Source organism: Bradyrhizobium sp., from assembly GCF_049798375.1.
GTDB lineage: Bacteria > Pseudomonadota > Alphaproteobacteria > Rhizobiales > Xanthobacteraceae > Bradyrhizobium.
In genome coordinates this window covers 1-23,714 of record NZ_JBARGP010000265.1, presented here as the reverse complement: position 1 = coordinate 23,714, position 23,714 = coordinate 1, and the positions used below count along the sequence as shown (strand labels likewise).

Sequence of the window (23,714 nt, the reverse complement as noted above, 5' to 3'; positions counted from 1 at the left end):
TATACCATCCCGACCGTGCAGAACCCGACCGGCAGCATCATGCCGGAGGCGCACCGTGCCGAACTGCTGCGGCTTGCGGACGCCTATGGTGTGCCGATCGTCGAGGACGATTGCTATGCCGACCTGACCTGGGACGGCAAGCGCCCCCGCGCGATCCACGCCATGTCCGGAAACGGCAATGTCATCCATATCGGCTCGTTCTCAAAATCGATCGCGCCAGCGTTACGCGTCGGCTTCATCGTCGCGCCCTGGCAGATCATGGCGCAGATGCTGGCCCTGAAGACCGATGCCGGCTCCGGCGCGCTGGAGCAGATGGTGCTGGCGGAATATTGCGTGCCGCATTTTTCCACCCACGTGCCCGCGCTGACGCGCGGCCTGCGCGCCAAGCTCGACACGCTGGTCGAGGCGCTGAATGCGCAGTTCGGCACGTCAGCGGAGTTCGAAGCGCCGCAGGGTGGTATCTTCCTGTGGGTGAAGCTGCCTGACAATGTCGATACGCTGAAGCTGTACCAGGCCGCGCTGAAGGACGGCGTCTCGATCAATCCAGGCCCGGAATGGTCGACCGACAAGGCCCATTCCAAAAGCCGCCTGCGACTCTGTTTCGCAAGCCCCACGCATCAGGAGATCCGCGATGGAGTCGCGGTGCTCGCCGATGTCTGCCGCCGCGAATTCGGCGTGCCGCTGCGCTCGGCAAATGTAGCGAAGACGGGCACGGGCTGAAACGCACAACTCATACGCGTTCTACTCGCACGAACGCTGTTCAGCGTGCAGCAAATCTGCATGAGTCTGAACAGCAGTTCAGAATTCTCTCATCTCATACCGCGGAACGTTCCTCCGAAGTCCACGTTTACTCGTCATTACTTTGCCCTGGAGGAAGGACAACATGAAGAAGATCGCTTTTGCCATTGCCGCACTGGGCGCTATCGCCATCGCAGCTCCGTCGATCGCCAACGCTGAGACCGTCGTCGTCAAGCACGGTCATCCGCACGGTTGGCATCGTTCGCATGCCGCCGTGGTCGTCCATCGTGGCTGGCATCCGCACCGCGACCGCACGGTGATCATCCGCCACGGTCACCACCACCACTGGTAAAATGCGCTATACCTGACAGCCGACGCAGGAATGGCCCCGCAAGGGGCCATTCTCTTTTTGAGTCGATCCGAAGATACACCAGTCGGATGCGAGAGCGCTCAGTCCCAGTCCGGCGCAAAAGCAGGACTGACAAAACGCTTGTCCTTGGGCAGCGCGGCGATCACCTGGCGATCCTCATCATCCAGTTGAAGCTGCAGGGCGTGCAGGTTGGCCTGCTGGCTTTCCTGCCGCGACGCTTTCGGAATCGCCGCCACGTCCTTCTGGTCCAGCAACCATTTCAGCGCCACCTGTGCCGCGGTGGCGCCGTGCTTGTGGCCGATCGCAGCGAGGGTCTCATCGGAGGCGGCCCGGCCCTGCGCCAGCGGACAATAGGCGACCAGCGGAATCCCCTTCTGCGCCATGTAGCCCCTGACCTTCGATTGATCGAGCATCACGTGGTATTCGATCTGGTTGCAGGCGATCGGTGCCCCGACGTCCTCCACCGCCTGCTTGAGCAGCGCCACGGTGAAGTTGGCGACACCGATGGCGCGGATGCGACCCTCCTCCTTGAGCTTCATCATCGCATCGAGCGCAGCCGGCAGGTTCATGCCGCGGGCCGGCCAATGAATGAGATAGAGGTCGGCGACATCGAGCTTGAGCTTCTTCATGCTGTTGTCGAAGGAACGGCGGATCGTGTCTGGCGCAAGGTTCTCCGGCCAGACCTTTGTGGTGATGTGCAATTCGCCGCGCGGCACATTGGCGGATGCCAGCGCGGCGCCGATCGCGTCCTCATTGGCGTACATCTCGGCGGTATCGATATGGCGGTACCCCAGCGCCAGCGCGCTCTCTACCGCTTCGCGGCATACCGTGCCCTGCATGCGATAGGTCCCAAGCCCGAGCCGCGGCAGGTTGATGCCCTGTGTCTGGAGATGGTCCATGGAAATTCCTTACGAGACGTGGCCCGCCGGTTCGGCGCTGGCGCGGCGAGCGATGATGACGGGCTTGGAAATCAAGCAGTTGGCTGGACGAATTCACATCTGACTGCGAGCGTTCTACGAGATCAAGTCAGGCGGCGAGATGCACCAACAACAAGCCGTGAGGCTGGTTCCGCTGCGCTGGCCGACACCACGATCGGTCGCACGCAGCGATCTGTTCACTTCCAACCGCAGATGCCGCCGCTGCCGGGCTTGCAAGGCCAGGTCTGGATGCGGGAATCCATCGCCTGCGCATCCAGCGGATTGCCGTGCCGATGCGCGAGCTTCGTTCGCGCCGGGCGCGGCAACTTGTCGAGCGGCCGGGCGACGCGCCCGCGCGGGCTTGCGATGCTGCGGGGCACCGCCGGGCTGGCCTCAGGCTGCGTGGCAGCGACGGCCCGATCAGGCTGCTTCTGGTTGGTACCCGGCAGGTCGATACCGTGGTCGGCCGTCTGATCAGTTTTCTGGTCGGCCTTCGCCTCGACCGGCACCGACTCGAAATGCGCCTCCGGTCCGAGCGGCTTCGGTGACAACACCGCCTTCGGCAGATCGAGCGTCAGAAACTCGTCCGGGCGATACTCGGTGGCTATCGCAGTTGCACCGCTTACCAGCGCCGCGCCCAATGCAATCGGAACAATGAATTTCAGGACCATTGCAATCTCCCGAATAGGCGCAAACGGCATACGCGCGCCATCGCGCCACGCCTAGCCGGCATCGCTTCTCCGCGCTCCCCAAGAGAACGTGTGAAAGAGAACGTGTGACAGGACCGGTAGGTTCGCCTGCCGCCGTCCCTTTCCACTTCGTTGAGTGCCATAGCCCCGTGCGAGGTTCAGATCGCGCCCGGCAAGCTCCCGCCGCCGTCTTACTATAAGTGGCAACGATCCGCCGGCTCATCCAGATCCCAGCAGGCAGTTCTCCAGATATAAATCGGAGATCCCGGTTACTTTCACGCGCGAGGTCGCCCGGAACGCCCGTCCACGGTATCCAGCGCAACGATCTTACCCGATTGTTCGAGGGCTCCATCCCTGGCGGCCGTGCCGCAATCGCATCAGGGCGGAGCGACTGCACGACGGCGAACCGGCAGTTTGTCGATCTTGAACAATCGGTGTCCCGGCGGACGCCATCGGTCGCATCGACGCTGTCCATCGGCCCCTCATCGGCCGCGGCCGATACGGCCGATTCTGCGGCTCAAATACGAGCGCAACACCGTCGATGTCGACGAGGCCGTCAATCGACTCTAGGCAGCGAGGCTGCTGATCCACGCGGCGGTGATGGTCGCGACAACCCGCGCAGCAGCCAAGTTCATCGAGAAGACGCACGACTTGTTCCCGGGCATGATCTATTCGAACATGTCGTCCGTGGGCGCGAGCTCGCTTTCGGACGAACTGATGCTGCTGGGACCGCGGTTCACGCAGGGCGCCATCGTGACACAGACGGTACCCGCTGTATCCGGCTATTCGAGCGCGGTTCTCGACGACAAGAACGCCCTCGCAAAGTATTTCCCCAGTGAGAACGCGGACTACATGTCGCTGGAAGGCTTCATTTCGACGAACGTTCTCATCGATGCGCTGAGGCGTTGCGGTCCCCAGATCGAAACCGAAAGGCTGGTCGACATCCTGGAAAATGTCCATGGCCTCGACCTCGGTCTCGTACGCTGGTGGGCTTCAGCCGCGGCGAACACCAGGCCTCCCATAAGGTCTGGGGCACGGCGCTCGACCAGGCCGGCAAGTATCAGCCGCTCGAACTCGAATGATCGCCCTCGCACCGGCTCGAAACGCGGCCGGTGCCGCAAGGATGAGCTCGCTTCAAACGACGCGATCCGGACGCGCCGGTCGAAGCGGCTGGACGGAGCCGCCGGAACAGCGGCGACATTTTTACAAAGTCCGGTACTTAGCGATACCAGCGAGATCCGGCACGAGCCCGAGGCCGGGCGCCTCGTCCAGGGTCACGGTGCCGTCGCTGACATTGGCGACGGCGCCGCAGAACCGATCGCGCAGCGGATTATCGTTGGCATCCACCTCGAGCAGGCCGCCGCCACCGACGCCGGCCAGCAGGTGCGCCGACGCCAGCAGGCCGATGCCGCCGCCGAGATAATGCGGGCAGAAAATCTTGCCCGCTTTCAGGATATCGCGCGCGATGGGCGCGCATTGCGACAGGCCGCCCCATTTGGCAATGTCAGGCTGCACCACGCGCAGCACGTCGTCGGACAATGCCTGATCGAAGCTGGTGCGGCCCGCCATGTTCTCACCGGCCGCAAACGGGACCAGGGCGACGCCCTTGCGCAGGATCTTCCACTCTTCCCAGGGGCGATCGGCGCGGAGCGGCTCCTCCAGCCAGGCGAGATTGAACTCGGCAAGCTGCGGCGCGAGCTGCAGCGCGCGCTCCAGTGACCAGCCCTGGTTGACGTCAGCAGCCAGCAGGCCACCAACGGTGAGCTCGCGCAGCGCGGCGAGATTGGCGAGGTCGGACGCCGGCTCGAATCCGATCTTCAGCTTCAGCGCGCGATGGCCGCGCGCCAGGGCCGCCTCCGCGGTCTGCCGCGCACCGGTCGGGTTGATGCCGCTGGCATAGACCTTGATCGTCGGCCCATCACCGCCGAGCAGGCGCCACAGTGGTTTGTTCTGCCGCCGGGCAAACAGATCCCAGACGGCGAGATCGATGCCGGCGATAACTTGCGCGAACGGCCCTGCTTCGCCGCTCTGCAGCGCCAGCACGCTCGTGCCCTGCGTCAAAGAATCGAAAATCTCGCTTGGCTCGGCGGCGGTGCGTCCGATCAGCGCCGGCGCCAACACCTCATCGATCAGCCGCGCCCGGTGCTCGGCGCCCGGCGCGGGGAAATTGCACCAGACCTCACCAAAGCCGACGATGCCGTCCTCGTCCTCGACCCGCACGAACAATGCGGGCCGGTTCAGCATCCTGCCGAACGAGGTGACGACAGGTGTCGCCAGTGGATAGCGATAGCAGAACGCCTGCAGGCTGCGGATCTTGAACGGCGACGGCATGACCTAAACTCTATTGATGCACCGTGATGCGGCAGCTCAGTTCTTCCGTCGTCCCCGGTGCGATATGCATCAGGCCCGGCTTGTCTGCGAACGCGCCGTCGAAGCCGATCGGGCTGGCAAAGCCGCGCCACGGCTCGATGCACAGGAACGGCGCGCCCGCAGGTTTCGACCAGACACCGAGTTCGCGAAAGCCATCCCAGGCGATCTCGATCGATGGCCCGCGGTCGCCTTCATAGCGCACCGAGCGGCTCGTGATGGCGTCGAAGATCACAGCATCATCGGCGAACAAGGCTTCCGACAGCGGCAGTACCGTGCCCCGTAGCGGCGACGGCTCCGGCTGCTCGCGTAACAGCCCTGCAGCGAGGCGGCGGATCGGCGCGGGCGCGGCCTGTGGGAAGACCAGGCGATAGCTCTCCTTCGCCTGGCCCGGCCCGAGCGGCCAGTTGAAGGCGGGGTGCGCGCCGAACGAGGCCGGCAGCGCCTCATTGCCGGGATTGGCAATCTCGATTGTGGCCTGAAGACTGTTCGATTCGATGCGGTAGGTGATGGTCAGGCGAAAGCCGAAGGGATACCTCGCCCGCGTCGCTTCGCTGTCGGTGAGCTGCAAGGTGCAGGATTGCGCGGTCTGCTCCAGCCACGCGAACCGGAGATCGCGGGCAAATCCGTGCTGCGTCATCTTATAGGTCTGGCCGCGATGATGGAGCTCATCATTGTTCAGCCGGCCGACGATCGGAAACAGCCAGGGCGCGTGACGCGGCCACGCCGGCCCCGCCTGCCACAACAGCTCAAGTCCATCGGCAGTCTTGAGCGAACACAGTTCGGCGCCGTCGGCCTTGATGACCGCGGTAATGCCGCTTGCATGAATCGTATGCCGATCTGTCATGTCTCTCCGCGCCAGAACGCCGTCTGCAGCGGCAGTTGATGCCGGATCATGGCGGTCCCGTCCACCACCCGCAAGCCGCGTGCACTTGCTGCTTGCATCAATTCGGTGCGACGCGCGGCGATGATGTCGAACACCGCGCAACTCTCCGGCAACAGTGCCGGGTCCATCGGCAGCGCCTGCCCCTGATGCAGGCCAAGCGAGGTGGCGTTAACGAGCAGGCCGGCGTCATCGAAGCGGGTCGCGAGATCAATGTCCAGATCCGGGAAACCGTTGCGCAGCTTGCCGGCGAGCACGGCCACCGGCTCGGGATATTGGTTGAGGATGCGCAGGCTCATCGCGCCGGCCGCGGCCAGCGCATGGCAGATCGCGCGCCCTGCTCCACCGGCGCCGATCACGACGATGCGCCTGGTGGGATCAAACACATCGGCCTCGCGCGCGGCGTTGAGAAAGCCGCCGCCATCGAAGGACTCGCCGATCAGCCGACCGCCGGCTGCGATCCGGATCGTATTGACCACGCCCTCGAACCGCGCAGCGGGGCCGACCTCGTCGCACAGTGCGAACGCGGCAGGCTTGTGCGGCATGGTCAAATTGATGCCGGCGACGCTCTTGGAGCGCGCAAGCGCCCGGATGGTATCGGTGAGATGCTCCGGCGCGACGTCAAGCGGCACCATGTGCCAGTCGAGGCCTTGAGCCTCGAAATACGGCGTGTAGTGGCGCGGCGCGCCGACATGGTCGGCGGGGTGTGCGAGGATGAACACGACTTTGGAGGCGCCGGTCGGAAGCTCCATCACCTCACCCCTTGACCGCGCCGGCCGTCAACCCGCTGACGAGATAGCGGCGCACGGCCAGCGAGAACACCAGGACCGGCGCCATCACCAGCGAGCCGCCGGCGGCGATCTTGCCCCATTCCCACCCCTCATAGTTCATGAAATTGACCACCGCCACCGGCGCGGTACGCGCCGCCGTGCGGGTCAGGATCAGGGCGAAGAAGAAATCGTTCCAGGCATAGAGGAAGCACAGGATCGCGGTCGCGGCGATGCCGGGCGTCACCATCGGCAGCATGATGCGCGTGAAGATGACGCGCTGGCTCGCGCCATCGACCAGCGCCGCCTCCTCCAGCGACGCCGGCACCGTCTCGAAGAACGGCTGCATCATCCAGATCACCAGCGGCAGATTGAAGCTGGTATAGACCAGCACGAGGCCGGTGACAGTGTCCAGCAGCCCGACCCAGCGATAGAACAGGAAGAACGGAATCGTAAAGGCGATCGGCGGCGCCATCCGTGTCACCAGGATCGCAAGCCGCAGCGCGCCCTTACCCCGCCCGGTCCAGCGCGACAGCGCATAGGCGCCGGGCACGCCGAGCAGCAGCGCCAGCAAGGTCGAAAAGGACGCCGACAATAGGCTGTTGACGAAGGATTCCGAGAAGGCGCTGTGCCAGAGCGCACTGTAGTTCTCCAGCGTCGGCTTGAACAGCAGCGGCGGCGGGACCTGCAGGATCTGGTCGTTGGTTTTGAAGCTCATCTGCAAGAGCCACAGGAACGGCGACAACAAAACCAGTAACAGCAGCGCAATCGCAACGCGCCGGCGTATGCTGACCTCTGACCCGATCGCGCCGCTCATGCCAAGGCCTCGCGACGGCGGCCCATCCAGAGCACGCCGAGGCTGACGGCACAGACCAGCAGCAGCATCACCACGGTAACCGCGCCGGAATAGCCGATCTCGTTGTTGTCGAAGGCGAGCAGATAGGCATAGTAGTTGGTCACCTCGGTGACGTCGCCCGGGCCGCCCTGCGTCAGCAGGAAGATCAGCGGGAACGCCTTGACGCTGTCGATCAGGCGGAACATCGCCGACACGATCAGGATCGGCGTGATGAACGGCAGCGTGACATAGAGGAAGATCTGCAGGGGATTGGCGCCGTCGACCTTGGCGGCCTCCGCGTATTCGTCCGGAATGGTCTGCAGCGCCGCCAGCACCATCAGAAAGGTGAACGGCAGCCACTCCCAGGTGTCGGCGATGATGATCGACCACAGCGCGAAATTGACGTCGGAGGTCAGCGCCGGCAGCGTGACATGCAGCAGGCTTGCCGCATAATATAACGGGCTGATGTCAGGCGTGTAGACCAGCTTCCAGATCACCGCGACCACGATCGGCGGCAGCACCATCGGGATCAGGAAGAAGCTGCGCGAGAATTCGACGACACGTGACTTCACGTTCAGCAGCAGCGCCAGTCCCGTGCCGCAGATCACCTGCAATAGCACGCCCCAGAACGACAGCTTGGCCTGCACGAATAGCGAATTGACGAAACGCGGATCGCCGGGCAGCAGCAGATAATTGCGCAACGGTGCGCTGAAATCACTGCCCGAGCCGGGATTGGCGAGCTGAAACGGCGTCAGGCTGACGACGAGCAGATAAAGCGCCGGCAACCCGGCAATCGCCAGCAGGACCACGAGGCTCGGCGCCAGCGCGACGCGGTTGAACCTGCGCCGCCCGGCCTCGATGACGTCCTCACTGCTCAAAGCGCGCTTCCGGCCCGGCGCAGGTTCGCCACCGCCTGGTCCTGCGCGGCCGTGAGCGCCGCGCTCGCGGTGAGCTGCCCGGTGACCGTCTGCTCGACCGCCTTGTTGATGACGTCGCCGACGATCGGAAACTCCTTCACGGTGCGATAGGCCATGTAGTTGTCGCCCTTGGCGGGTAATTCCAGCACCTCGAGATACATCGCGCCGAGGTCCTGGCCGTTCACGGTGTTGAGCTTGCGATACTCCTCGCTCGTGATCACCGAGCGCCGGCAGACCGAGGAGTGGCCGTGCTCCTTGACCAGCCGCAGCGAGATTTCGGGCGAGAGCGCCCATTTGATGAATTCCCACGCCGCCTTCTTGTTCTTGGAATTCTTCGGGATCCCGAGCCCCTGGCTATTGGAGGCCGGACAATCGTGCACGGGGCCTGCCGGCATCCGCACCACGCGCGAGGTGTCCTTCACCTTGCTGTCCGGCGACAGCAGGATCGGCGTCACCCAGGCGCTGGAATGGATGAAGATGTTGGAGCGGCCGGTCAGCAGCGACTGTCGGGCTTGGTCCTCGGTGTAGGTCAGCACGCCGCGCGGCGCGTCGCTCTTGAGGAGATTGGCGTAGTATTCCAGCCCCTGGATCGCCTGAGGCGTATTCAGGGCCGGCATGATGTCGGAAGGTGGATTGCGGAAGATATTGCCGCCAAAGCCCTGGATGTAGGGCGGCAGGCACCAGTGATGCAGCTGGAATGAGACCAGGCCGCTGACATTGTCGGTGCCGTTGATCTCGGCGCAGACCTGCTGCAGCTCGGCGAAGGTCTTGGGGATCTTGAGGCCCTTCTTCTCCATCAGGTCCATGCGAGACAGGCCCATCAGCATCGCGCCGCCTTCCCAGGAGTAGCCAAAGGTGCCGCCCTTGGCATCGCGATACGGCACCTGCGCGCCGTCGACGAAATCTTTGGGATTCCACTCCGCCGGCGTCAGATTCGGATCAGAGGTGAACTCGTCGAGATTGGCGAGCAGCCCGGCCGCGACCCAGCGCGCGGCGAGGATGAAGGTGACGTTGACAACGTCAAACGCCGAGCCGCCGGAAGACAATTCAAGATTGGCCTGCTGGTTGTAGACCGGAAAGGCCGAGAGCTGCAGGTCGACCTTCATCCCGGTCTTTTCTTCGAACTCAGGGATGTAGCCCTGCAGCAGGGTGAAGAAGCGATGCTGGAAGGACGCCGCATGCAGGGTGACGCCGGAGAACGGCTTGGTCTGCGCGATCGAAGGCGCCGGAAATGCCGCCATGCCGAGCGCCGCCGCGCTCGCCTTCAGGACCTTGCGGCGGCTCACCGCCGTCATTGAATGCTGCGACTGCGCCCCAGACATGATGCCCTCCCATCGTGTTTTGCCGATAATATGACCGACATAAAATGGACTGTCAAAAGCCTCAGCTTTCGAAGAGCGCGATTTTCCAGGAAGATTTGACATCGCATCGCAATAAAGCAGACAATATTCTTACACACTGGGAATCGCGGTGCCGTCGGACAATCCATCCCGCTCATCACAGAACCACGTCGCGCGCGAGATCGCGCGGTTGATCGTGACCGGCACCTGGCCGGAAGGCGAGATCTTGCCGCGCGAGATCGAGCTCGCAGCACAGTTCGACGTCAGCCGCACCTCGATCCGCGAATCCCTGTCGATCCTGAAAGCCAAGGGCCTGATCGCCGCGAAGCAGAAGGCCGGCACGCATGTCCGCGAGCGCGTCAACTGGAATATGCTCGACGCCCAGCTGCTGGAATGGACCTGGGCGCTGCGACCGATCGCCGAATTCGCCCGGCAGCTTTTGCAGGTGCGCCGCATCGTCGAACCCGAGGCGTCCGCGATCTGCGCCGTGCGCGGGACCGACGCAGACCTTGCGCGGATCGAGCGCGCCTATCGCGAGATGGAGGCGGCCGGCAGCGATGCGCGCGCCTATACCGAGCCGGATTTGCGTTTCCATCGCGCCATCCTGACCGCGACCGCCAACGACTTCCTGGTCGCGTTCGGCGCCACCGTCGACGCCGCGTTGCGGATGTCGTTTGCGCTCTCGACCCGCAATCCCGGCGCGCCCAGTAAGAGCCTGCCCTATCACCGCGCAGTGCTGGACGCGATCTGGGCCCGCGATCCCAATCGGGCCCGCGCCGAGATGCATCGGTTGATGGACCTGACCGAGCGCAACATCACGACAGCGCTGGCGCGACGCAAGGATGGCGATGCGCTTTCTTCCATGCTCGATGCCGACAACGCGAGCTGACGCAGCCTGATCTTCGTGCAGCCCGGTTGCTTGCCGACGATAATCATTCGTGTACGAATAAATCCGGCTTGATGCCGCGCCACGGCTCGGCGCAAACTCACGGCCAATCGCTTCGTAAAGACAGGAGGAACCGCCCGATGGCCCATGACGCGCCGCAAGCAACCGGCCCCAGCAAGCTGGTGATCCACAATATCGGCTTGATGCTTTCGGGCGCGCTGGAGCGGCCGATTCTCGATGCCGACACTATCGTTGCCGAGAACGGGAAGATCACCGCGATCGGCCGCTTCAAGGACGTCGATACCTCTGATGCGACCACCATCGTCGACGCGCACGGCACCACCGTTGCACCCGGCCTGATCGACAGCCACGTGCATCCGGTGGCCGGCGACTGGACGCCGCGGCAAAATCAGATCGGCTGGATCGACAGCTTCCTGCATGGCGGCGTCACCACTATGATCTCGGCCGGCGAAGTTCATATGCCAGGACGTCCGCGCGACGTGGTCGGGCTGAAGGCGATGGCGATCTTCGCGCAGCGCGCGTTCTGGACCCTGCGTCCGGGCGGCGTGAAGGTGCATGCCGGCGCGCCCGTGATCGAATGCGAGATGGTCGAGGATGATTTCAAGGAACTCGCGGCGGCCGGCGTCAAGCTGCTCGGCGAGGTCGGCCTCGGCGGCGTCAAGGACGGCCCGACCGCGCGCAAGATGGTCGGCTGGGCGCGCAAATACGGCATTCAGAGCACCATCCACACCGGCGGCCCTTCGATCCCCGGCTCCGGCCTGATCGACAAGGACGTGGTGCTGGAGGCAGACACCGATGTGGTCGGCCACATCAATGGTGGCCACACCGCCCTGCCCGACGACCAGATCCGCTGTATCTGCGAGGGTTGCAAGCGCGGCCTCGAGCTCGTGCACAACGGCAACGAACGCTCGGCGCTGTATACGCTCCGCATCGCGCGCGAGATGGGCGACCTCAACCGCGTCATCCTCGGCACCGACTCGCCGGCCGGCTCCGGCGTCCAGCCGCTCGGCATCCTCCGCATGGTCTCGATGCTGTCCTCGCTCGGCGAGGTGCCGGCCGAGATCGCCTTCTGCTTTGCCACCGGCAACACCGCACGGATGCGCGCGCTCGATTGCGGCCTGATCGAGGTCGGGCGCTCCGCGGACTTCGTCATCCTCGACAAGGCGCAGCACTCGCCGGCCAAGACGCTGCTCGACAGCGTACAGCTCGGTGATCTCCCCGGCGTCGGCATGACCATCATCGACGGCATCGTGCGCACCCAGCGCAGCAGGAACACGCCGCCGGCAGAGAAGCTGCCGGAGATCGTGGCGAAGTAGTTTTCGCCGGGCCGCGTACATACCGGTCATACACACGTCATTCCGGGACATCGGGAAGCCATGGACCCGGAATCTCGAGATTGGTTTTACACTTCTTCTTTTCCCTCATCTCGGGATTCCGGGCTCGACGCTGACCCGTCGCCCCGGAATGACGGCAAGAACAGCTCGCCTCCTTCAATCGGCGGATGGCGCATTAGTGATGGCGCACGTGTCGGCGGCAACCTCATTCTGTTTTGCGACAATGATTTGCGTGATATTTTGCCCCAGCCTTGATGGCGGCGGTGACGCAATCAAGTCCGAATAGCGGTGCTTGCAAGGAAGATGATCGAACGTAAATCAAATCGTTCTTCTGCGTGACGCTGAACGCGTGCGGCTCAACAAAGCTGGGAGGCAGTTCGATGACGATCAGGCCAGATCCTACGTTTTATGCATCGCCGAAACTGGCGATGGAAGCTCCGCCGGAAACCTTTGCCTATACGCTGCTGCTCAGTCCGGACGTCTCGAAGCCCGACGCGCTGGCGGTGATCGATGTCAAGCCGGGCTCGCCGACTTTCAGCCAGATCGTTCACACGGTGACGATGCCCCACACCGGCGACGAATTTCATCATTTCGGCTGGAACGCCTGCTCGTCGTCCTTGTCGCCGCTTGGCGGGCACGCCTTCCTCGAGCGACGCTATTTGATCATTCCCGGCATCCGCTCGTCGCGGATCTATATCATCGACACCAAGCCTGATCCGACCAAAGCGAAGATCCACAAGATCATCGAGCCGGAAGAGATCCTCAGGAAGACCGGCTACTCGCGCCCCCATACGGTGCATTGCGGGCCGGAAGGCATCTATGTCAGCACGCTCGGCGGCGGCGGCAAGGATGGCACTGACGGACCACCCGGCGTCTTCATCATGGACTGCGAGACCTTCGACGTGCTCGGACGCTGGGAGCTCGATCGCGGTCCGCAGACGCTGCACTATGATTTCTGGTGGAACCTGCCGCGCGATTACATGGTGACGAGCGAATGGGGGCTGCCGCCGCAGTTTGAGCACGGCGTCGTGCCGGAGGATCTGCTTGCCAACAAATATGGCCACCGGATCCATTTCTGGGACCTGCGGGCGCGGCGTAACGTGCAGACCATCGATCTCGGCGCCAATCACCAGATGGCGCTGGAGGTGCGGCCTGCACATGATCCTGTGCGCGAATACGGTTTTCTCGGAGTCGTGGTCGACACCACGAACCTCGAAGGCTCGATCTGGACCTGGTGGCGCGTGGACGGCAAGTTCCACATTGAGAAGACCGCAACCATTCCGCCGGAGGCAGCGCCCAAGGAGAAGCTGCCGCCGCTGCTGCAAGGCTTCGGCGCGGTGCCGCCGCTGGTGACCGACATCGACCTCTCGATGGACGACAAATATCTCTATGTTTCCTGCTGGGGCACCGGCGAGATGCGCCAATACGATGTCAGCGAGCCGCGCAAGCCCAAGCTTACCGGCTCGGTGCATATCGGCGGCATCGTGCGCCAGACGCCGCATCCGAACGGCAAGACCTACGCGGGCGGGCCGCAAATGGTCGAGATCAGCCGCGACGGCAAACGGGTGTATTGGACCAACTCGCTCTATTCGACTTGGGACGACCAGTTCTATCCCGCAGGCATGCCGGGCGCCGAGGTCATGGCGAAGGTGGGACTGAATGGCGGCCTCGAACTTGAAAAGGACTATTGGGTCGGCTTCCCCGACGGCTATCGCGCACATCAGATCCGGCTGGAGGGCGGCGACTGTTCGACCGATTCGTTCTGCTATCCTTCGGTCTGATGTTCAGCGGAGCCGGGTGGACAACGGCTTCGCTCTGGTTCGCCGTGATCGCGAGCGGCGTCTATCACGGACTCAATCCGGGGATGGGGTGGCCGCTCGCAGTGTCAGCCGGCCTGATGGAGAAGAGCCCGCGCGCGCTGTTTGCGGCGCTCGGGCCGCTTGCGGTCGGGCATTTGCTAGCGGTGCTGCTGGTGATCCTGCCTTTCGCGCTGCTGATCGTGCTTGTCGAATGGCAGCGCGAAATCCGGATTGGTGCCAGCCTGCTCGTGATCGGATTTGGCGTGTTCCGGCTGATCAATCAGCGTCACCCGCGGTTGATCGCACGGATCAGGCCGACACAACTGGCGTTGTGGTCATTTGCCGTGGCGATCGCCCATGGCGCCGGATTGATGCTGGTCCCGATCTATCTCGGACTGTGTAACGCCTCCGATCTCGACAGAGGCCACGTGGCCGCTGGCATGCTGATCAACGCCAACCTTGGCATGGCCGTGCTAGTCTCCATCGCTCACGCCACCGCCATGATCACGGTCGGTGGATGCGCGGCATGGTTGGTCTATCGCTATCTCGGTCTCACATATGTCTCGCGGAGCTGGTTCAATCTCGAGACGCTGTGGGCGGGAAGTCTGGTTCTGGTCGGCGCGATTGCGCTGGTGGTCGCTGTCTAAATTGGGAATCGCCCCTCCCCGTCATTCCGGGGCAGCCCGCAGGGCTGAACCCGGAATCTCGAGATTGGTTTGCGCTTCTTTTTCCTCACTTCGAGATTCCGGGCTCGCGCGCGTTGCGCGCGCCCCGGAATGACGGCCTGTAGATCAACGCAGCTTGTTCAACAGCGTCAGCAACGCCTCGCGCTCACTAGCATCGAGCGGCGCCAGCGTCTCCTTGGACACCGCATGCGCATGCGGCGCGGTGTTGTCCGCCAGCTGCCGGCCGGCACGGGTCAGGCGGACGAGCAGACGACGGCCATCCTGCGGATCCCGGCTTGTCTCGGTCAGCCCACGCGCGGTAAGGCGGTCGATCACGCCCTTGATGGTCGCGACATCCATCGCGGTCAACCGTCCGAGCTGGTTCTGCGAGCATGGCCCGGTCTCGACGAGCTTCGACATCGCCGCCCATTGCGTCGGTGTCAAATTGTTGCCGATGTCGCGCGCGAAGATCATGGTGTGGCGCTGCCAGACCTGGCGCAGGATGAAGCCGATCTGGTCATCGAGCACGTAGCTCCGCGCCGGCTTGACCGACCGCTTCACCGTTGGACTCTTGTTGAGCGAGGCGCTCTCGGCCGCACGCTTGGTCAGGCTCTTGGTTGCGCGTTTGACCATTGCCCTCACCCGCTTCAAATCGACAGATGCGCGTCGCGAATGTCGGGCCGTGCATCGAGCTCGGCCATCGTGCCGGAGAAGCAGATGCGGCCGCGCTCGATGATGTAGGCGCGATCGGAGATCAACCGCGCGAAATGCAGGTTCTGCTCGGAGACCACCATCGAGACACCTTCCTTCTTCATGGTCAGGATGGCGTCGACCATCTGTTCGACGATCTTCGGCGACAGCCCCTCCGACGGCTCATCCAGCAGCACCAGTGACGGATTGCCCATCAGGGTGCGGGCGATCGTCAGCATCTGCTGCTCACCGCCACTCATCCGGCCGCCGGCACGGTTCTTCATCTCGCCAAGATTGGGAAACAATGTGAACAGCTTCTCTCGCGTCCAATGCGGCGCATTGGGGCGTTTCGGCTGGCGGCCGACCTCGAGATTTTCCTCGACCGTCAGATCGGTGAAAATGCGCCGCTCTTCCGGCACGTAGCCGAGCCCGAGTTGGGCGATCTCATGGGTCGGCGCACGCGATATGTCCTTGTCCTCGAACACGATCTGGCCGGTGCGCTGCGCGACCAGGCCGACGATGGAGCGGAACGTGGTCGACTTGCCGGCGCCGTTGCGCCCGAGCAGGGCCACCACCTCACCCTCGCCGACCTCGATGCCGATATCGAATAGGATATGCGCCGGACCATAATGGCTGTTGAGATCGGATACTTTGAGCTTCATACCGGCGCTCCCTCGCGATGGCTGGTGTCATAGACCAGGCCCTCGCCGAGATAGATCGCCTGCACCTCCTTGTTGGCACGCACCTCGGCCGGCGCGCCTTGCGCGATCAGGCTGCCGCGGTTGAGCACCAGGATGCGGTCGGCATGCTCGAACACCACATCCATGTCGTGCTCGGTGAAGAGCACACCGATTGACTGCTCGCGCGCGATCTTCGCGGTCAGCCGCATCAGCACGATGCGCTCGCGGGGCGCCATGCCGGCGGTGGGCTCGTCCATCAGCAGCAGCCGCGGCCGGTTGGCGAGCGCGATCGCGAGCTCCAGGCGCTTGAGGTCGCCGTAGGCGAGCTCGCCGCACGGGCGATCAGCATGCGCCGCCATGCCGACGAGATCGAGCAGGCGATCGGCCTCCGCCCGATCGAGCTTCGGCGTTGCGGACCATAAATTCGACAAGCGCCTATCATGCGACACCAGCGCCACCTGCACGTTCTCGCGCACCGTCATGGTCGGAAAGGTCGCGGTGATCTGGAAGGTGCGCCCGACACCGAGCCGCCACACCTCGCGCGGCTTCTTGCCCGTGGTCTCCGCGCCGGCCACGCTGATGCGCCCGCTGTCCGGCCGATTCTGGCCGTTCAGCATGTCGAAGCAGGTGCTCTTGCCCGCGCCGTTCGGCCCGATCAGCGCCAGGATCTCGCCGGCCTGCAGACTGAAGGAGACGCCGCGCACGGCGTGGATGCCGCCATAGGATTTGGTCAGGCCCTCGACCGAGAGCAGTGCGACCGCGCCATTCATCGGGCGCTCTCCATCTCGCCCGACAGCACCGCGGCCTTCGGCGCGGACTGCTTGCGCCAGCTCGCCGTAAGGGTCTCGAAGGTGCCGACGATGCCCTTTGGAAACACCACCACGATGAGCACGATGAAGATGCCAAGCACGAGTTTCGACCAGTCGGTCTGGCTGACCAGCCAGATGCTCAGCGCCTTGTAGACGATGGCGCCGATGACGGCACCGGAGACGGTCTCGACGCCGCCGAGCAGCACCATGACCAGCGCATCGACCGAGAGCGAGATACCAAGCGTATCGGGAAACACGCTGCCCTTCAGATAGGCGAACAGCGCACCGCCGATGCCGGCCGCGGTGCCCGCGATCACGAAGGCAGTCCACTGGATGCGCTTGCCATTGATGCCGATCGCCTCCGAGCGCAGCGGCGAGTCGCGCGTCGCCCGCAGCGCAAAGCCGAATGGCGAGAACGTAATGACGCGCAAACCGGCGACGACGAGGGCCGCGATACCGAGCGAGAGCCAGTAGAAATGCGCAGGCGAGCCGGCCCATGTCTCCGGCCAGACTCCGAGAATGCCGTTGTCACCGCCTGTGACCGCTACCCATTGGAACGCGATCGACCAGACGATCTGCGCGAAGGCAAGCGTCAGCATCGCGAAGTAGACGCCCGAGAGCTGAACGGCGAACACGCCGAACACAACAGCACCGACGGTGCCGAGCAGCGGGCCGAGCAGCAGGCAGACGATCATCGGCAGCCCGGCCATCTTGGCGAGCAACGCAACGCCGTAAGCACCGAGCCCGAAATAGGCGGCGTGGCCGAACGAGGCGAGGCCGCCGACCGCCATCAGGAAATGCAGGCTGGCCGCAAAGATCACGAAGATCGCGATCTCGGCGCCGACGGTCAGCGCGTAGTTGCCACTGACGAACGGTAGCAGCGCGGCGACCACCAGCAGGGCCAGCGCACCGAGCCGCTCGATCGACGTCAGCGCGCGCCAGGGCACGACCGTGAGGCCCGGGGTGCGGCGCGCCGGCGCCTCCTTGCGCCCGAACAGGCCCCAAGGCCGCACGATCAGCACCACGGCCATCACAGCGAATACCAGGATGATCGAGATGGTCGGAAAAATCAGGATGCCGAAGGCGTTGAGCTCGGATACCAGCACCGCGGCGACGAAGGCGCCCAGAATGCTGCCGAGGCCGCCGATCACCACCACGACGAACACGTCGACGATGATGCGGAGATCAAGTGCGTGATAGACCGCATCACGCGGGATTTGGAGCGCGCCGCCTAGCGCGGCCAGAAAGACGCCGAGCGCGAAGACGGAGGTGAACAGCCATTTCTGATTGACGCCGAGCGCGGCGACCATGTCGCGGTCCTGTGTCGCGGCGCGCACCAGCACGCCCCAACGGGTGCGCTGGAACAGCAGCCAGAGCGCACCGAGCACAACAGGCCCGAGCACGATCAGGAACAGATCATAGCTCGGGACCGCCTGGCCGAAGAAATCCACCGCGCCCTTAAGGCCCGGCGCGCGGCGCCCGACCAGATCGCTGGGACCCCAGATCAGCACCACGAGATCCTCGACCATCAAGGTCAGGCCGAACGTCGCAAGCAGTTGGAACAGTTCGGGCGCGTGATAGATCCGCCGTAGCAGCACGATCTCGACGACGACTCCGATCACGGCGACGGCGAGCGACGCCGCGACGATGCCGCCCCAGAAGCCGAGCGCGCCCGACCATTGCTCGGTCAGGGTGAAGGCGACATAGGCGCCCAACATGTAGAACGCGCCGTGCGCGAAGTTCACGATCCGCGTCACGCCGAAGATGATCGACAGTCCCGAAGCAACCAGGAACAGCGACGCCGCGCTGGCAAGCCCGGTCAGGAACTGAACGATGTAGAATGCCATGAAGCGGTCCGGATCAAAATATCGGCGAGATATTAGAAGAAGCTCGTGCCGGCTTTTAACCTCGCCCCGCTCGCAGGGAGAGGTCGGATTGCATCGCTAGATGCAATCCGGGTGAGGGGATACAGGTCTGACCAGCTGCGCCGCCCGTGCCTCTGCCCCTCACCCCGCCCTCTCCCCGTAAGGACGGGGAGAGGGGGACGAGAAAGCGTGCCTCAGTTCTCCGGCCGGAGCTTCTCGACCTCGGCATCGCTGGGCAGATAGTCCGCACCCTTGCGATAGGCGGTATCGACCATGATCCCTTTGCCGTCCTTCTGCGCGGTCTTGCCGACGAAGGCCCCTAACGTGGACTGATGGTCGATCTTGCGGAAGGTGATCTCGCCGAACGGCGACGGCACCGAGATGCCCTCGGCCGCCGCGATCATCTTGTCGACATCGGTCGAGCCGGCCTTGGCCAGGATCGCCGCCGCCGCCTTGATCGTCTCGTAACCTACGATCGAACCGAGCCGCGGATAGTCGTTGTACTTGGCCTGATATGCCTTCAGGAACGCATCGTGCTCCGGGGTCTTGATCGAGTACCAGGGATAGCCGGTGACGATCCAGCCCTCGGGCGTCTCGTCCTTCAGCGGATCGAGGTATTCGGGCTCGCCCGTGAGGAAGCTCACGACCGCCCGGCCCTTGAACAGGCCCCGGGTATTGCCTTCGCGGACAAGCTTGACCAGATCGGGACCGAAGGTGACGTTGAGGATCGCCTCCGGATTGGCCTGCGCCACCGCCTGCACTACAGGGCCCGCATCGATCTTGCCTTGCGGTGGCCACTGCTCATCGACCCACTGGATGTCGGGACGCTTCTCGGACAACAGCTTCTTGAACACCGCGACTGCCGACTGGCCATATTCGTAGTTCGGCGCGATCGTCGCCCAACGCTTGGCCGGCAGCTTGGCGGCTTCTTCGACCAGCATCGCCGCCTGCATATAGTTCGACGGACGCAGGCGGAAGGTGTAGCGGTTGCCCTTGGACCAGGTGACCGCGTCAGTCAAAGGCTCCGCAGCCAGGAAGAACACCTTCTTCTGCTTGGCGAAGTCGGAGACGGCGAGACCGATGTTCGACAGGAAGGTGCCCGTAAGCATCGCCACGTTCTCGCTCGACACCAGCTCGTTGGCCGCGGTCTGCGCATCCGCCGGCTTGCCGCCATCATCCTTGGAGACGACGGCGATCTTCTTACCGTTGACGCCGCCGGCCGCGTTGATCTCCTCGACCGCGAGCTGCCAGCCCTTGCGATAGGGATCGGTGAACGAGGGCAGCAGCGAGTAGCTGTTGATCTCGCCGATCTTGATGACATCCTCGGCGAAAGCGGTCTTCGTCAGGCCGGCTGCGGCGATCGCCAAGCCAGCCGCAAGCAGATATCTCCGTCGCATCCCTTCAGCCTCCAACAAGAAGATTGATTACCGTAAACCGTCGTCGCCCTTGATCTCCGCAACCGTCAGCCCGCCGACGCGCGGCAGCGGCCGGCCGCTGTCGGTCACCGCGAGCGCAACCATGATCTCGTTGGCACGCGGTGCGTCGTTGATCTGCACTTCCATGCCGTCGAAATGGCTGCGTACGAACGCGGCATCCTTATGCCCGAGCGGAATGTCGAGCGTGCAGCCCATGCCGCCGCGCTTCTTCGACGACGGGATCAGGGCCGCGCCCTTACCCAGCACTTTCCGCACCGGCACGCCCATCTTCGGATGCAAAATCGCCGCCGCGTGCTCCAGCTCGCCGTCGGCACCCACCGCCGCCGCCTTGCCGTAGCTGTGAGCCGCGGGTCCCTCGATGCCCAACGCCGCCACCGCCCGCTTCGCCAGCATCTCGCCAAGCTCCTCGCCGATCGTGATCAGCGGCGAGAGGTCCTCGACATAGCGGCCGGCGAAGGGATTTTCAATCACGGCTATCGCCGCGGCGCGCCGCGTCGGCGGCGACACCGCCCTGCCCATCTCGGCATGAACTTCCTCGACAACCGTGACGATCTTGCGGATGATGGCGCTCATCTCTCGTGACCTTGCCCGTTCGCGTCCCACATCCATCAAATCCTAGGCCGCTGCCGGCCGCAACAGCGGCCTGACGATATCGAGCTGCCGCGCGCCAACAATTCGCAATTCGCCGCGAAGCTGCAGAACGGCGCCATCGATCAGGTCTTGTTCAAGCAATTGCCGTGCCCGCATCTCGCCCGCCGCCAGCGCGTCGGCGACCTCATGGCGATCGAGCCCACCGACGTCGCGCGTGACAAGGCGATGACCGAGATCGGTGTCGGGCTGAATGTCGCAGGCCGGCTGGCGGATGACCGAGGGATGACCGGGCAGATCGACCGCATTGGCGATGATGGTGGCAGCCGCGTCGGCCAGCGCTGCCGTGCGCGCCAGCACCGTGACCGCGTCGGCGATGCCGAGCGAGAAGCTGCGACCGTGACGGCCTGATGTCGCAACGCCGCGGATAGCATCTTCCGCGCGCACGGTCATCATGCGCAACACGCCCTGTGCACCCGGACGATCCATCAGGCCGACCGCGAAAGTCGCGCCATCAGCCAGATGCAGCGCGATGTCGCCGCCATTGTTGACATAGGCGCGCGTCAGCGGCGCGGGCTTCAGCATCGCGCCGAGGACCTCCTCTGCCACGGCGCCTGCCACCGCCGCCATCGGCGTGATGAACGCATCGGCCGCAAACGGTGCGACGGCGCGATGCATGCGCTGCGCGACGACGCCCTGCAACGCGCAAGGCTCGGAATCAGCTGCCCTGCGCAATTGTGTCAGCTCAGCACAGAGTTCGTCGAGCAGGCCGACAAAGCGACGCGCCGCGGCTTGACAGGCCGCGTGAACAGCGGCGTCCGTGCCATCTGCGCCGATGACCAGATCAATCGGGCCATCCTGCAGATGCAGCCGCCCGTCCTCGAACATTGCGATCTGCGGCTGCCGGATCATGCGCGCTGCCCCGTCAGCGGCCACGGCAATTGACGCATGTCGCGGCTGACATCCCGCAACGACGCCAGCGGCTGCACGTAGTCCATGTGGCCGCCGAGCGCAGCGTAGTCCGCAAGCTTCATGGTGAACTCGATCGGCGCCACGATTGCCGGCGTCGGCACATAGCCGAACGCGCCGGCCGGCATCTGCGTCACGTCGACCATGAAGGTGATGCCGCCGCCCGGCCAGACATAAACCGGTGCGCCACCACTCGTCACCCGCGTCAGCGCATCCTTCACCGAACGCGTCAGCCGCACCGGATTGTCGGTGACGCCGGCACGGAGCGAACCGCCGGCACCGGCCATGAACAGCACGGTGCACAGCGCCGGCTCGCAATTCTCTTTGATGCGCTCAACCGAGAATTTCAGCTCAGCCGGCATCTCCCGCTCGATCGGTTTCAGCCCCTCATCGAGCACGTAATAGCCGGCGTGCTCGCCGGTGGTCGAGACCATCAGCACGGTGGTGCCGGGACGTGCATTCCTGGCATCAAACGGCCCAAGAATCGACAGCGGATCGGAGATGTCGGTGCCGCCCCACCCGGTGCCCGGCTGCGCCACCTGGAAATAGCGGCCCGGCGTCGAGCGCCGCCCCTTCATCTTGATCCCGGTCGAGGGAATGTCGAGCAGCTTGCCGGCCTGGTGCTCCGAGAGCACGCCGGTGATGTGGTCGTCGACCACGACCACCTCGTCGACCTTACCCTGCCATTGCTTGGCAAACATGCCGATGGTGGCCGAGCCGCAGCCGACCCGCATGCGCTCCTCATGGACGCCATTGACGACAGGCGGCTGGCCGGCCTGCACCACCACATTGGCGCCGCCATCGATCGCAAGCTCCACCGGCTTGCAGTTGCTCAAGTCCATCAGCGCGTCGCACGTGACCCGGCCTTCCTTCTTGGAGCCGCCGGTCAAATGATGTACGCCGCCGAGCGACAGCATCTGCGAACCATATTCGCTGGTCGTAACGTGACCGATCGCCTCACCCTCGACGCGCACAATGGCGGTCTCCGGCCCCAGATAGCGGTCGGTGTCGATCTTCACCTTGACGCCGCAATAGCTGAAGATGCCCTCGGTCACCACAGTGACCATGTCGATTCCATCGACCGCCGAGGACACGATGAACGGCGCGGGCTTGTAGTCCGGATAGGTGGTGCCGGCGCCGATCGCGGTGACGAATAGATCCGGTTGACGGACGAGACTGCCGTCCCAATCGCCGCTGGCCTGGAACGGCACCAGCCTGCCGCCATGCGACACCGTGCGCTGCAACACGATGTGCGGATCGACCCGCACGAGCTGACCGTCCTGGTTGGCATAGCGATCGCAGGCGCCGGCCGCGCCCGGCTTGATGTAGCACATCACCGGGCACGCATCGCAGCGGATCTTGTCGCCTGCACTCTCGCTCGTGGTTTCGATCGTCATGTGCAAGCCCAACGGGATGTTCGCGCACCACGCGCCGGTGCGATATCGTTCGTACACGAATGATGAGGCCGGCGGCGCGAAGCTGTCAAGCGGCACGGCGCGAGAAAGCTGTCCTTGCCGGATAAACGTTCAGTTTGCCCTGCACCATGTCCAGAAATCGAGCATGCGTTGCAGCGCGAAACGTGGCACTTGCATGTTAGTATGCAAACGATAGGCTCCAGTTCGTAGTTTGCACCATGAGCCGGGATGGGATGACGCCGCCGACGATCCGCCTCACCGTGAATGGGACCGCACACGATGTCGGCGCCGCGCCGGACACGCCGCTGCTCTATGTACTTCGTAACGACCTCGCATTGAACGGGCCGAAATATGGCTGCGGCCTCGGTGAATGTGGCGCCTGTACGGTGCTGATCGATGACCGGGCTGCGCGCTCCTGCGTGATTCCAATCGATGGCTGCATCGACCGTGAGATCACGACGCTCGAAGGATTGGGGTCGCGTGACCACCCTGATGCCGTGCAGCAGGCCTTCATCGCAGAGCAAGCCGCGCAATGCGGCTATTGCCTCAACGGCATGATCATGACCACCAAGGCGCTGCTCAACATCAATCCACAGCCATCGCTCGATGAGATCCGCGCGGCGCTGCGCTACAATCTCTGCCGCTGCGGCGCACATGTGGAGATCCTGCGGGCGGTGATGCGCGCGGCCGGTCATACGTTCAGGGCCATTGGCGGATGACGGATGCGGCGTCTG

23 protein-coding genes and 1 pseudogene are annotated in these 23,714 nt (G+C 64.1%); 8 read left to right on the top strand and 16 right to left on the bottom strand.

What is annotated here, in order from left to right:
* A partial coding sequence (locus tag WA702_RS11315; protein WP_425110607.1) for a PLP-dependent aminotransferase family protein occupies window positions 1-720 on the top strand: 720 nt, incomplete at its 5' end.
* Window positions 721-883: 163 nt separating this feature from the next.
* Window positions 884-1,090 carry a hypothetical protein gene (locus WA702_RS11310; protein ID WP_425110606.1) on the top strand — a complete coding sequence of 69 codons (207 nt, stop codon included), beginning with the start codon at window positions 884-886 and terminating at the stop codon, window positions 1,088-1,090.
* A 98-nt stretch (window positions 1,091-1,188) separates the two neighbouring features.
* Here the strand turns inward: WA702_RS11310 and WA702_RS11305 are convergent, their stop codons facing one another.
* A complete protein-coding gene (locus tag WA702_RS11305) occupies window positions 1,189-2,007 on the bottom strand; it encodes an aldo/keto reductase (protein WP_425110605.1) in 819 nt (272 codons plus the stop codon).
* Between the two features lie 215 nt (window positions 2,008-2,222).
* The gene (locus WA702_RS11300) at window positions 2,223-2,696 is read right to left on the bottom strand and encodes a hypothetical protein (protein WP_425110604.1); all 474 of its coding nucleotides are present in this window, start codon (window positions 2,694-2,696) and stop codon (window positions 2,223-2,225) included.
* A gap of 525 nt (window positions 2,697-3,221) precedes the next feature.
* Between WA702_RS11300 and WA702_RS11295 the strand changes: the two are divergent.
* Window positions 3,222-3,796 (top strand): annotated as a pseudogene (locus WA702_RS11295) (ABC transporter substrate-binding protein); the annotation flags it as partial.
* 121 nt (window positions 3,797-3,917) lie between these two features.
* Here WA702_RS11295 and WA702_RS11290 read toward each other — a convergent pair.
* Genes WA702_RS11290 through WA702_RS11265 form a run of 6 tightly spaced genes read right to left on the bottom strand, consistent with a single transcriptional unit; the run spans window position 3,918 to window position 9,805 of the window.
* Window positions 3,918-5,045: a mandelate racemase/muconate lactonizing enzyme family protein gene (locus tag WA702_RS11290; protein ID WP_425110603.1), complete on the bottom strand. Its 1,128-nt coding sequence runs from the start codon at window positions 5,043-5,045 to the stop codon at window positions 3,918-3,920.
* Between the two features lie 10 nt (window positions 5,046-5,055).
* Window positions 5,056-5,928, bottom strand: coding sequence for an aldose 1-epimerase family protein (locus WA702_RS11285; protein ID WP_425110602.1), 873 nt, complete (start codon window positions 5,926-5,928; stop codon window positions 5,056-5,058).
* Entirely contained in the window at window positions 5,925-6,716 is a 792-nt protein-coding gene (locus WA702_RS11280; protein WP_425110601.1) for a shikimate dehydrogenase family protein, read from the bottom strand. The genes WA702_RS11285 and WA702_RS11280 overlap by 4 nt, the downstream gene beginning before the upstream one ends.
* A gap of 4 nt (window positions 6,717-6,720) precedes the next feature.
* On the bottom strand, window positions 6,721-7,548 hold the full coding sequence (locus WA702_RS11275; protein WP_425110600.1) for a carbohydrate ABC transporter permease: 828 nt from the start codon (window positions 7,546-7,548) through the stop codon (window positions 6,721-6,723).
* Entirely contained in the window at window positions 7,545-8,444 is a 900-nt protein-coding gene (locus tag WA702_RS11270; RefSeq protein WP_425110599.1) for a carbohydrate ABC transporter permease, read from the bottom strand. Before WA702_RS11270 ends, WA702_RS11275 begins: the two co-directional genes overlap by 4 nt.
* Complete coding sequence (locus WA702_RS11265; RefSeq protein WP_425110598.1) at window positions 8,441-9,805, bottom strand: ABC transporter substrate-binding protein; 1,365 nt, start codon at window positions 9,803-9,805, stop codon at window positions 8,441-8,443. Before WA702_RS11265 ends, WA702_RS11270 begins: the two co-directional genes overlap by 4 nt.
* A gap of 148 nt (window positions 9,806-9,953) precedes the next feature.
* On the opposite strand from WA702_RS11265, the gene WA702_RS11260 reads away from it, so the two are divergent.
* The 4 genes from WA702_RS11260 to WA702_RS11245 all read left to right on the top strand — a co-directional run bounded on the left by WA702_RS11260 (window position 9,954) and on the right by WA702_RS11245 (window position 14,510).
* Window positions 9,954-10,712, top strand: coding sequence for a FadR/GntR family transcriptional regulator (locus tag WA702_RS11260; protein ID WP_425110597.1), 759 nt, complete (start codon window positions 9,954-9,956; stop codon window positions 10,710-10,712).
* Between the two features lie 137 nt (window positions 10,713-10,849).
* Complete coding sequence (locus WA702_RS11255; protein ID WP_425110596.1) at window positions 10,850-12,046, top strand: amidohydrolase family protein; 1,197 nt, start codon at window positions 10,850-10,852, stop codon at window positions 12,044-12,046.
* A gap of 398 nt (window positions 12,047-12,444) precedes the next feature.
* The gene (locus WA702_RS11250) at window positions 12,445-13,845 is read left to right on the top strand and encodes a selenium-binding protein SBP56-related protein (protein WP_425110595.1); all 1,401 of its coding nucleotides are present in this window, start codon (window positions 12,445-12,447) and stop codon (window positions 13,843-13,845) included.
* Entirely contained in the window at window positions 13,845-14,510 is a 666-nt protein-coding gene (locus WA702_RS11245; RefSeq protein WP_425110594.1) for a hypothetical protein, read from the top strand. The genes WA702_RS11250 and WA702_RS11245 overlap by 1 nt, the downstream gene beginning before the upstream one ends.
* A gap of 144 nt (window positions 14,511-14,654) precedes the next feature.
* On the opposite strand, the gene WA702_RS11240 is transcribed toward WA702_RS11245, so the two are convergent.
* The 8 genes from WA702_RS11240 to WA702_RS11205 all read right to left on the bottom strand — a co-directional run bounded on the left by WA702_RS11240 (window position 14,655) and on the right by WA702_RS11205 (window position 22,962).
* A complete protein-coding gene (locus WA702_RS11240) occupies window positions 14,655-15,161 on the bottom strand; it encodes a MarR family winged helix-turn-helix transcriptional regulator (RefSeq protein ID WP_425110593.1) in 507 nt (168 codons plus the stop codon).
* A 14-nt stretch (window positions 15,162-15,175) separates the two neighbouring features.
* The gene (locus WA702_RS11235) at window positions 15,176-15,880 is read right to left on the bottom strand and encodes an ABC transporter ATP-binding protein (RefSeq protein WP_425110592.1); all 705 of its coding nucleotides are present in this window, start codon (window positions 15,878-15,880) and stop codon (window positions 15,176-15,178) included.
* Window positions 15,877-16,668: an ABC transporter ATP-binding protein gene (locus WA702_RS11230; RefSeq protein ID WP_425110591.1), complete on the bottom strand. Its 792-nt coding sequence runs from the start codon at window positions 16,666-16,668 to the stop codon at window positions 15,877-15,879. Before WA702_RS11230 ends, WA702_RS11235 begins: the two co-directional genes overlap by 4 nt.
* Window positions 16,665-18,554: an ABC transporter permease gene (locus WA702_RS11225; protein ID WP_425110590.1), complete on the bottom strand. Its 1,890-nt coding sequence runs from the start codon at window positions 18,552-18,554 to the stop codon at window positions 16,665-16,667. The genes WA702_RS11230 and WA702_RS11225 overlap by 4 nt, the downstream gene beginning before the upstream one ends.
* Window positions 18,555-18,766: 212 nt before the next feature.
* The gene (locus tag WA702_RS11220) at window positions 18,767-19,969 is read right to left on the bottom strand and encodes an ABC transporter substrate-binding protein (protein ID WP_425110589.1); all 1,203 of its coding nucleotides are present in this window, start codon (window positions 19,967-19,969) and stop codon (window positions 18,767-18,769) included.
* Window positions 19,970-19,996: 27 nt separating this feature from the next.
* A complete protein-coding gene (locus WA702_RS11215) occupies window positions 19,997-20,581 on the bottom strand; it encodes an amino acid synthesis family protein (RefSeq protein WP_425110588.1) in 585 nt (194 codons plus the stop codon).
* A 42-nt stretch (window positions 20,582-20,623) separates the two neighbouring features.
* Window positions 20,624-21,508: a UPF0280 family protein gene (locus tag WA702_RS11210; RefSeq protein ID WP_425110587.1), complete on the bottom strand. Its 885-nt coding sequence runs from the start codon at window positions 21,506-21,508 to the stop codon at window positions 20,624-20,626.
* Window positions 21,505-22,962 carry a 6-hydroxynicotinate reductase gene (locus tag WA702_RS11205; protein ID WP_425110586.1) on the bottom strand — a complete coding sequence of 486 codons (1,458 nt, stop codon included), beginning with the start codon at window positions 22,960-22,962 and terminating at the stop codon, window positions 21,505-21,507. The genes WA702_RS11210 and WA702_RS11205 overlap by 4 nt, the downstream gene beginning before the upstream one ends.
* A gap of 251 nt (window positions 22,963-23,213) precedes the next feature.
* On the opposite strand from WA702_RS11205, the gene WA702_RS11200 reads away from it, so the two are divergent.
* Window positions 23,214-23,699, top strand: coding sequence for a (2Fe-2S)-binding protein (locus WA702_RS11200; protein ID WP_425110585.1), 486 nt, complete (start codon window positions 23,214-23,216; stop codon window positions 23,697-23,699).
* The last annotated feature ends 15 nt before the right edge of the window (window positions 23,700-23,714 follow it).

Bases quoted from the DNA above. Each gene is read 5' to 3' on its own strand.
- WA702_RS11310 (WP_425110606.1), top strand. From the start codon at position 884: ATGAAGAAGATCGCTTTTGCCATTGCCGCACTGGGCGCTATCGCCATC.
- WA702_RS11305 (WP_425110605.1), bottom strand. From the start codon at position 2,007: ATGGACCATCTCCAGACACAGGGCATCAACCTGCCGCGGCTCGGGCTT.
- WA702_RS11300 (WP_425110604.1), bottom strand. From the start codon at position 2,696: ATGGTCCTGAAATTCATTGTTCCGATTGCATTGGGCGCGGCGCTGGTA.
- WA702_RS11290 (WP_425110603.1), bottom strand. From the start codon at position 5,045: ATGCCGTCGCCGTTCAAGATCCGCAGCCTGCAGGCGTTCTGCTATCGC.
- WA702_RS11285 (WP_425110602.1), bottom strand. From the start codon at position 5,928: ATGACAGATCGGCATACGATTCATGCAAGCGGCATTACCGCGGTCATC.
- WA702_RS11280 (WP_425110601.1), bottom strand. From the start codon at position 6,716: ATGGAGCTTCCGACCGGCGCCTCCAAAGTCGTGTTCATCCTCGCACAC.
- WA702_RS11275 (WP_425110600.1), bottom strand. From the start codon at position 7,548: ATGAGCGGCGCGATCGGGTCAGAGGTCAGCATACGCCGGCGCGTTGCG.
- WA702_RS11265 (WP_425110598.1), bottom strand. From the start codon at position 9,805: ATGTCTGGGGCGCAGTCGCAGCATTCAATGACGGCGGTGAGCCGCCGC.
- WA702_RS11255 (WP_425110596.1), top strand. From the start codon at position 10,850: ATGGCCCATGACGCGCCGCAAGCAACCGGCCCCAGCAAGCTGGTGATC.
- WA702_RS11250 (WP_425110595.1), top strand. From the start codon at position 12,445: ATGACGATCAGGCCAGATCCTACGTTTTATGCATCGCCGAAACTGGCG.
- WA702_RS11245 (WP_425110594.1), top strand. From the start codon at position 13,845: ATGTTCAGCGGAGCCGGGTGGACAACGGCTTCGCTCTGGTTCGCCGTG.
- WA702_RS11240 (WP_425110593.1), bottom strand. From the start codon at position 15,161: ATGGTCAAACGCGCAACCAAGAGCCTGACCAAGCGTGCGGCCGAGAGC.
- WA702_RS11235 (WP_425110592.1), bottom strand. From the start codon at position 15,880: ATGAAGCTCAAAGTATCCGATCTCAACAGCCATTATGGTCCGGCGCAT.
- WA702_RS11230 (WP_425110591.1), bottom strand. From the start codon at position 16,668: ATGAATGGCGCGGTCGCACTGCTCTCGGTCGAGGGCCTGACCAAATCC.
- WA702_RS11225 (WP_425110590.1), bottom strand. From the start codon at position 18,554: ATGGCATTCTACATCGTTCAGTTCCTGACCGGGCTTGCCAGCGCGGCG.
- WA702_RS11220 (WP_425110589.1), bottom strand. From the start codon at position 19,969: ATGCGACGGAGATATCTGCTTGCGGCTGGCTTGGCGATCGCCGCAGCC.
- WA702_RS11215 (WP_425110588.1), bottom strand. From the start codon at position 20,581: ATGAGCGCCATCATCCGCAAGATCGTCACGGTTGTCGAGGAAGTTCAT.
- WA702_RS11210 (WP_425110587.1), bottom strand. From the start codon at position 21,508: ATGATCCGGCAGCCGCAGATCGCAATGTTCGAGGACGGGCGGCTGCAT.
- WA702_RS11205 (WP_425110586.1), bottom strand. From the start codon at position 22,962: ATGACGATCGAAACCACGAGCGAGAGTGCAGGCGACAAGATCCGCTGC.
- WA702_RS11200 (WP_425110585.1), top strand. From the start codon at position 23,214: ATGACGCCGCCGACGATCCGCCTCACCGTGAATGGGACCGCACACGAT.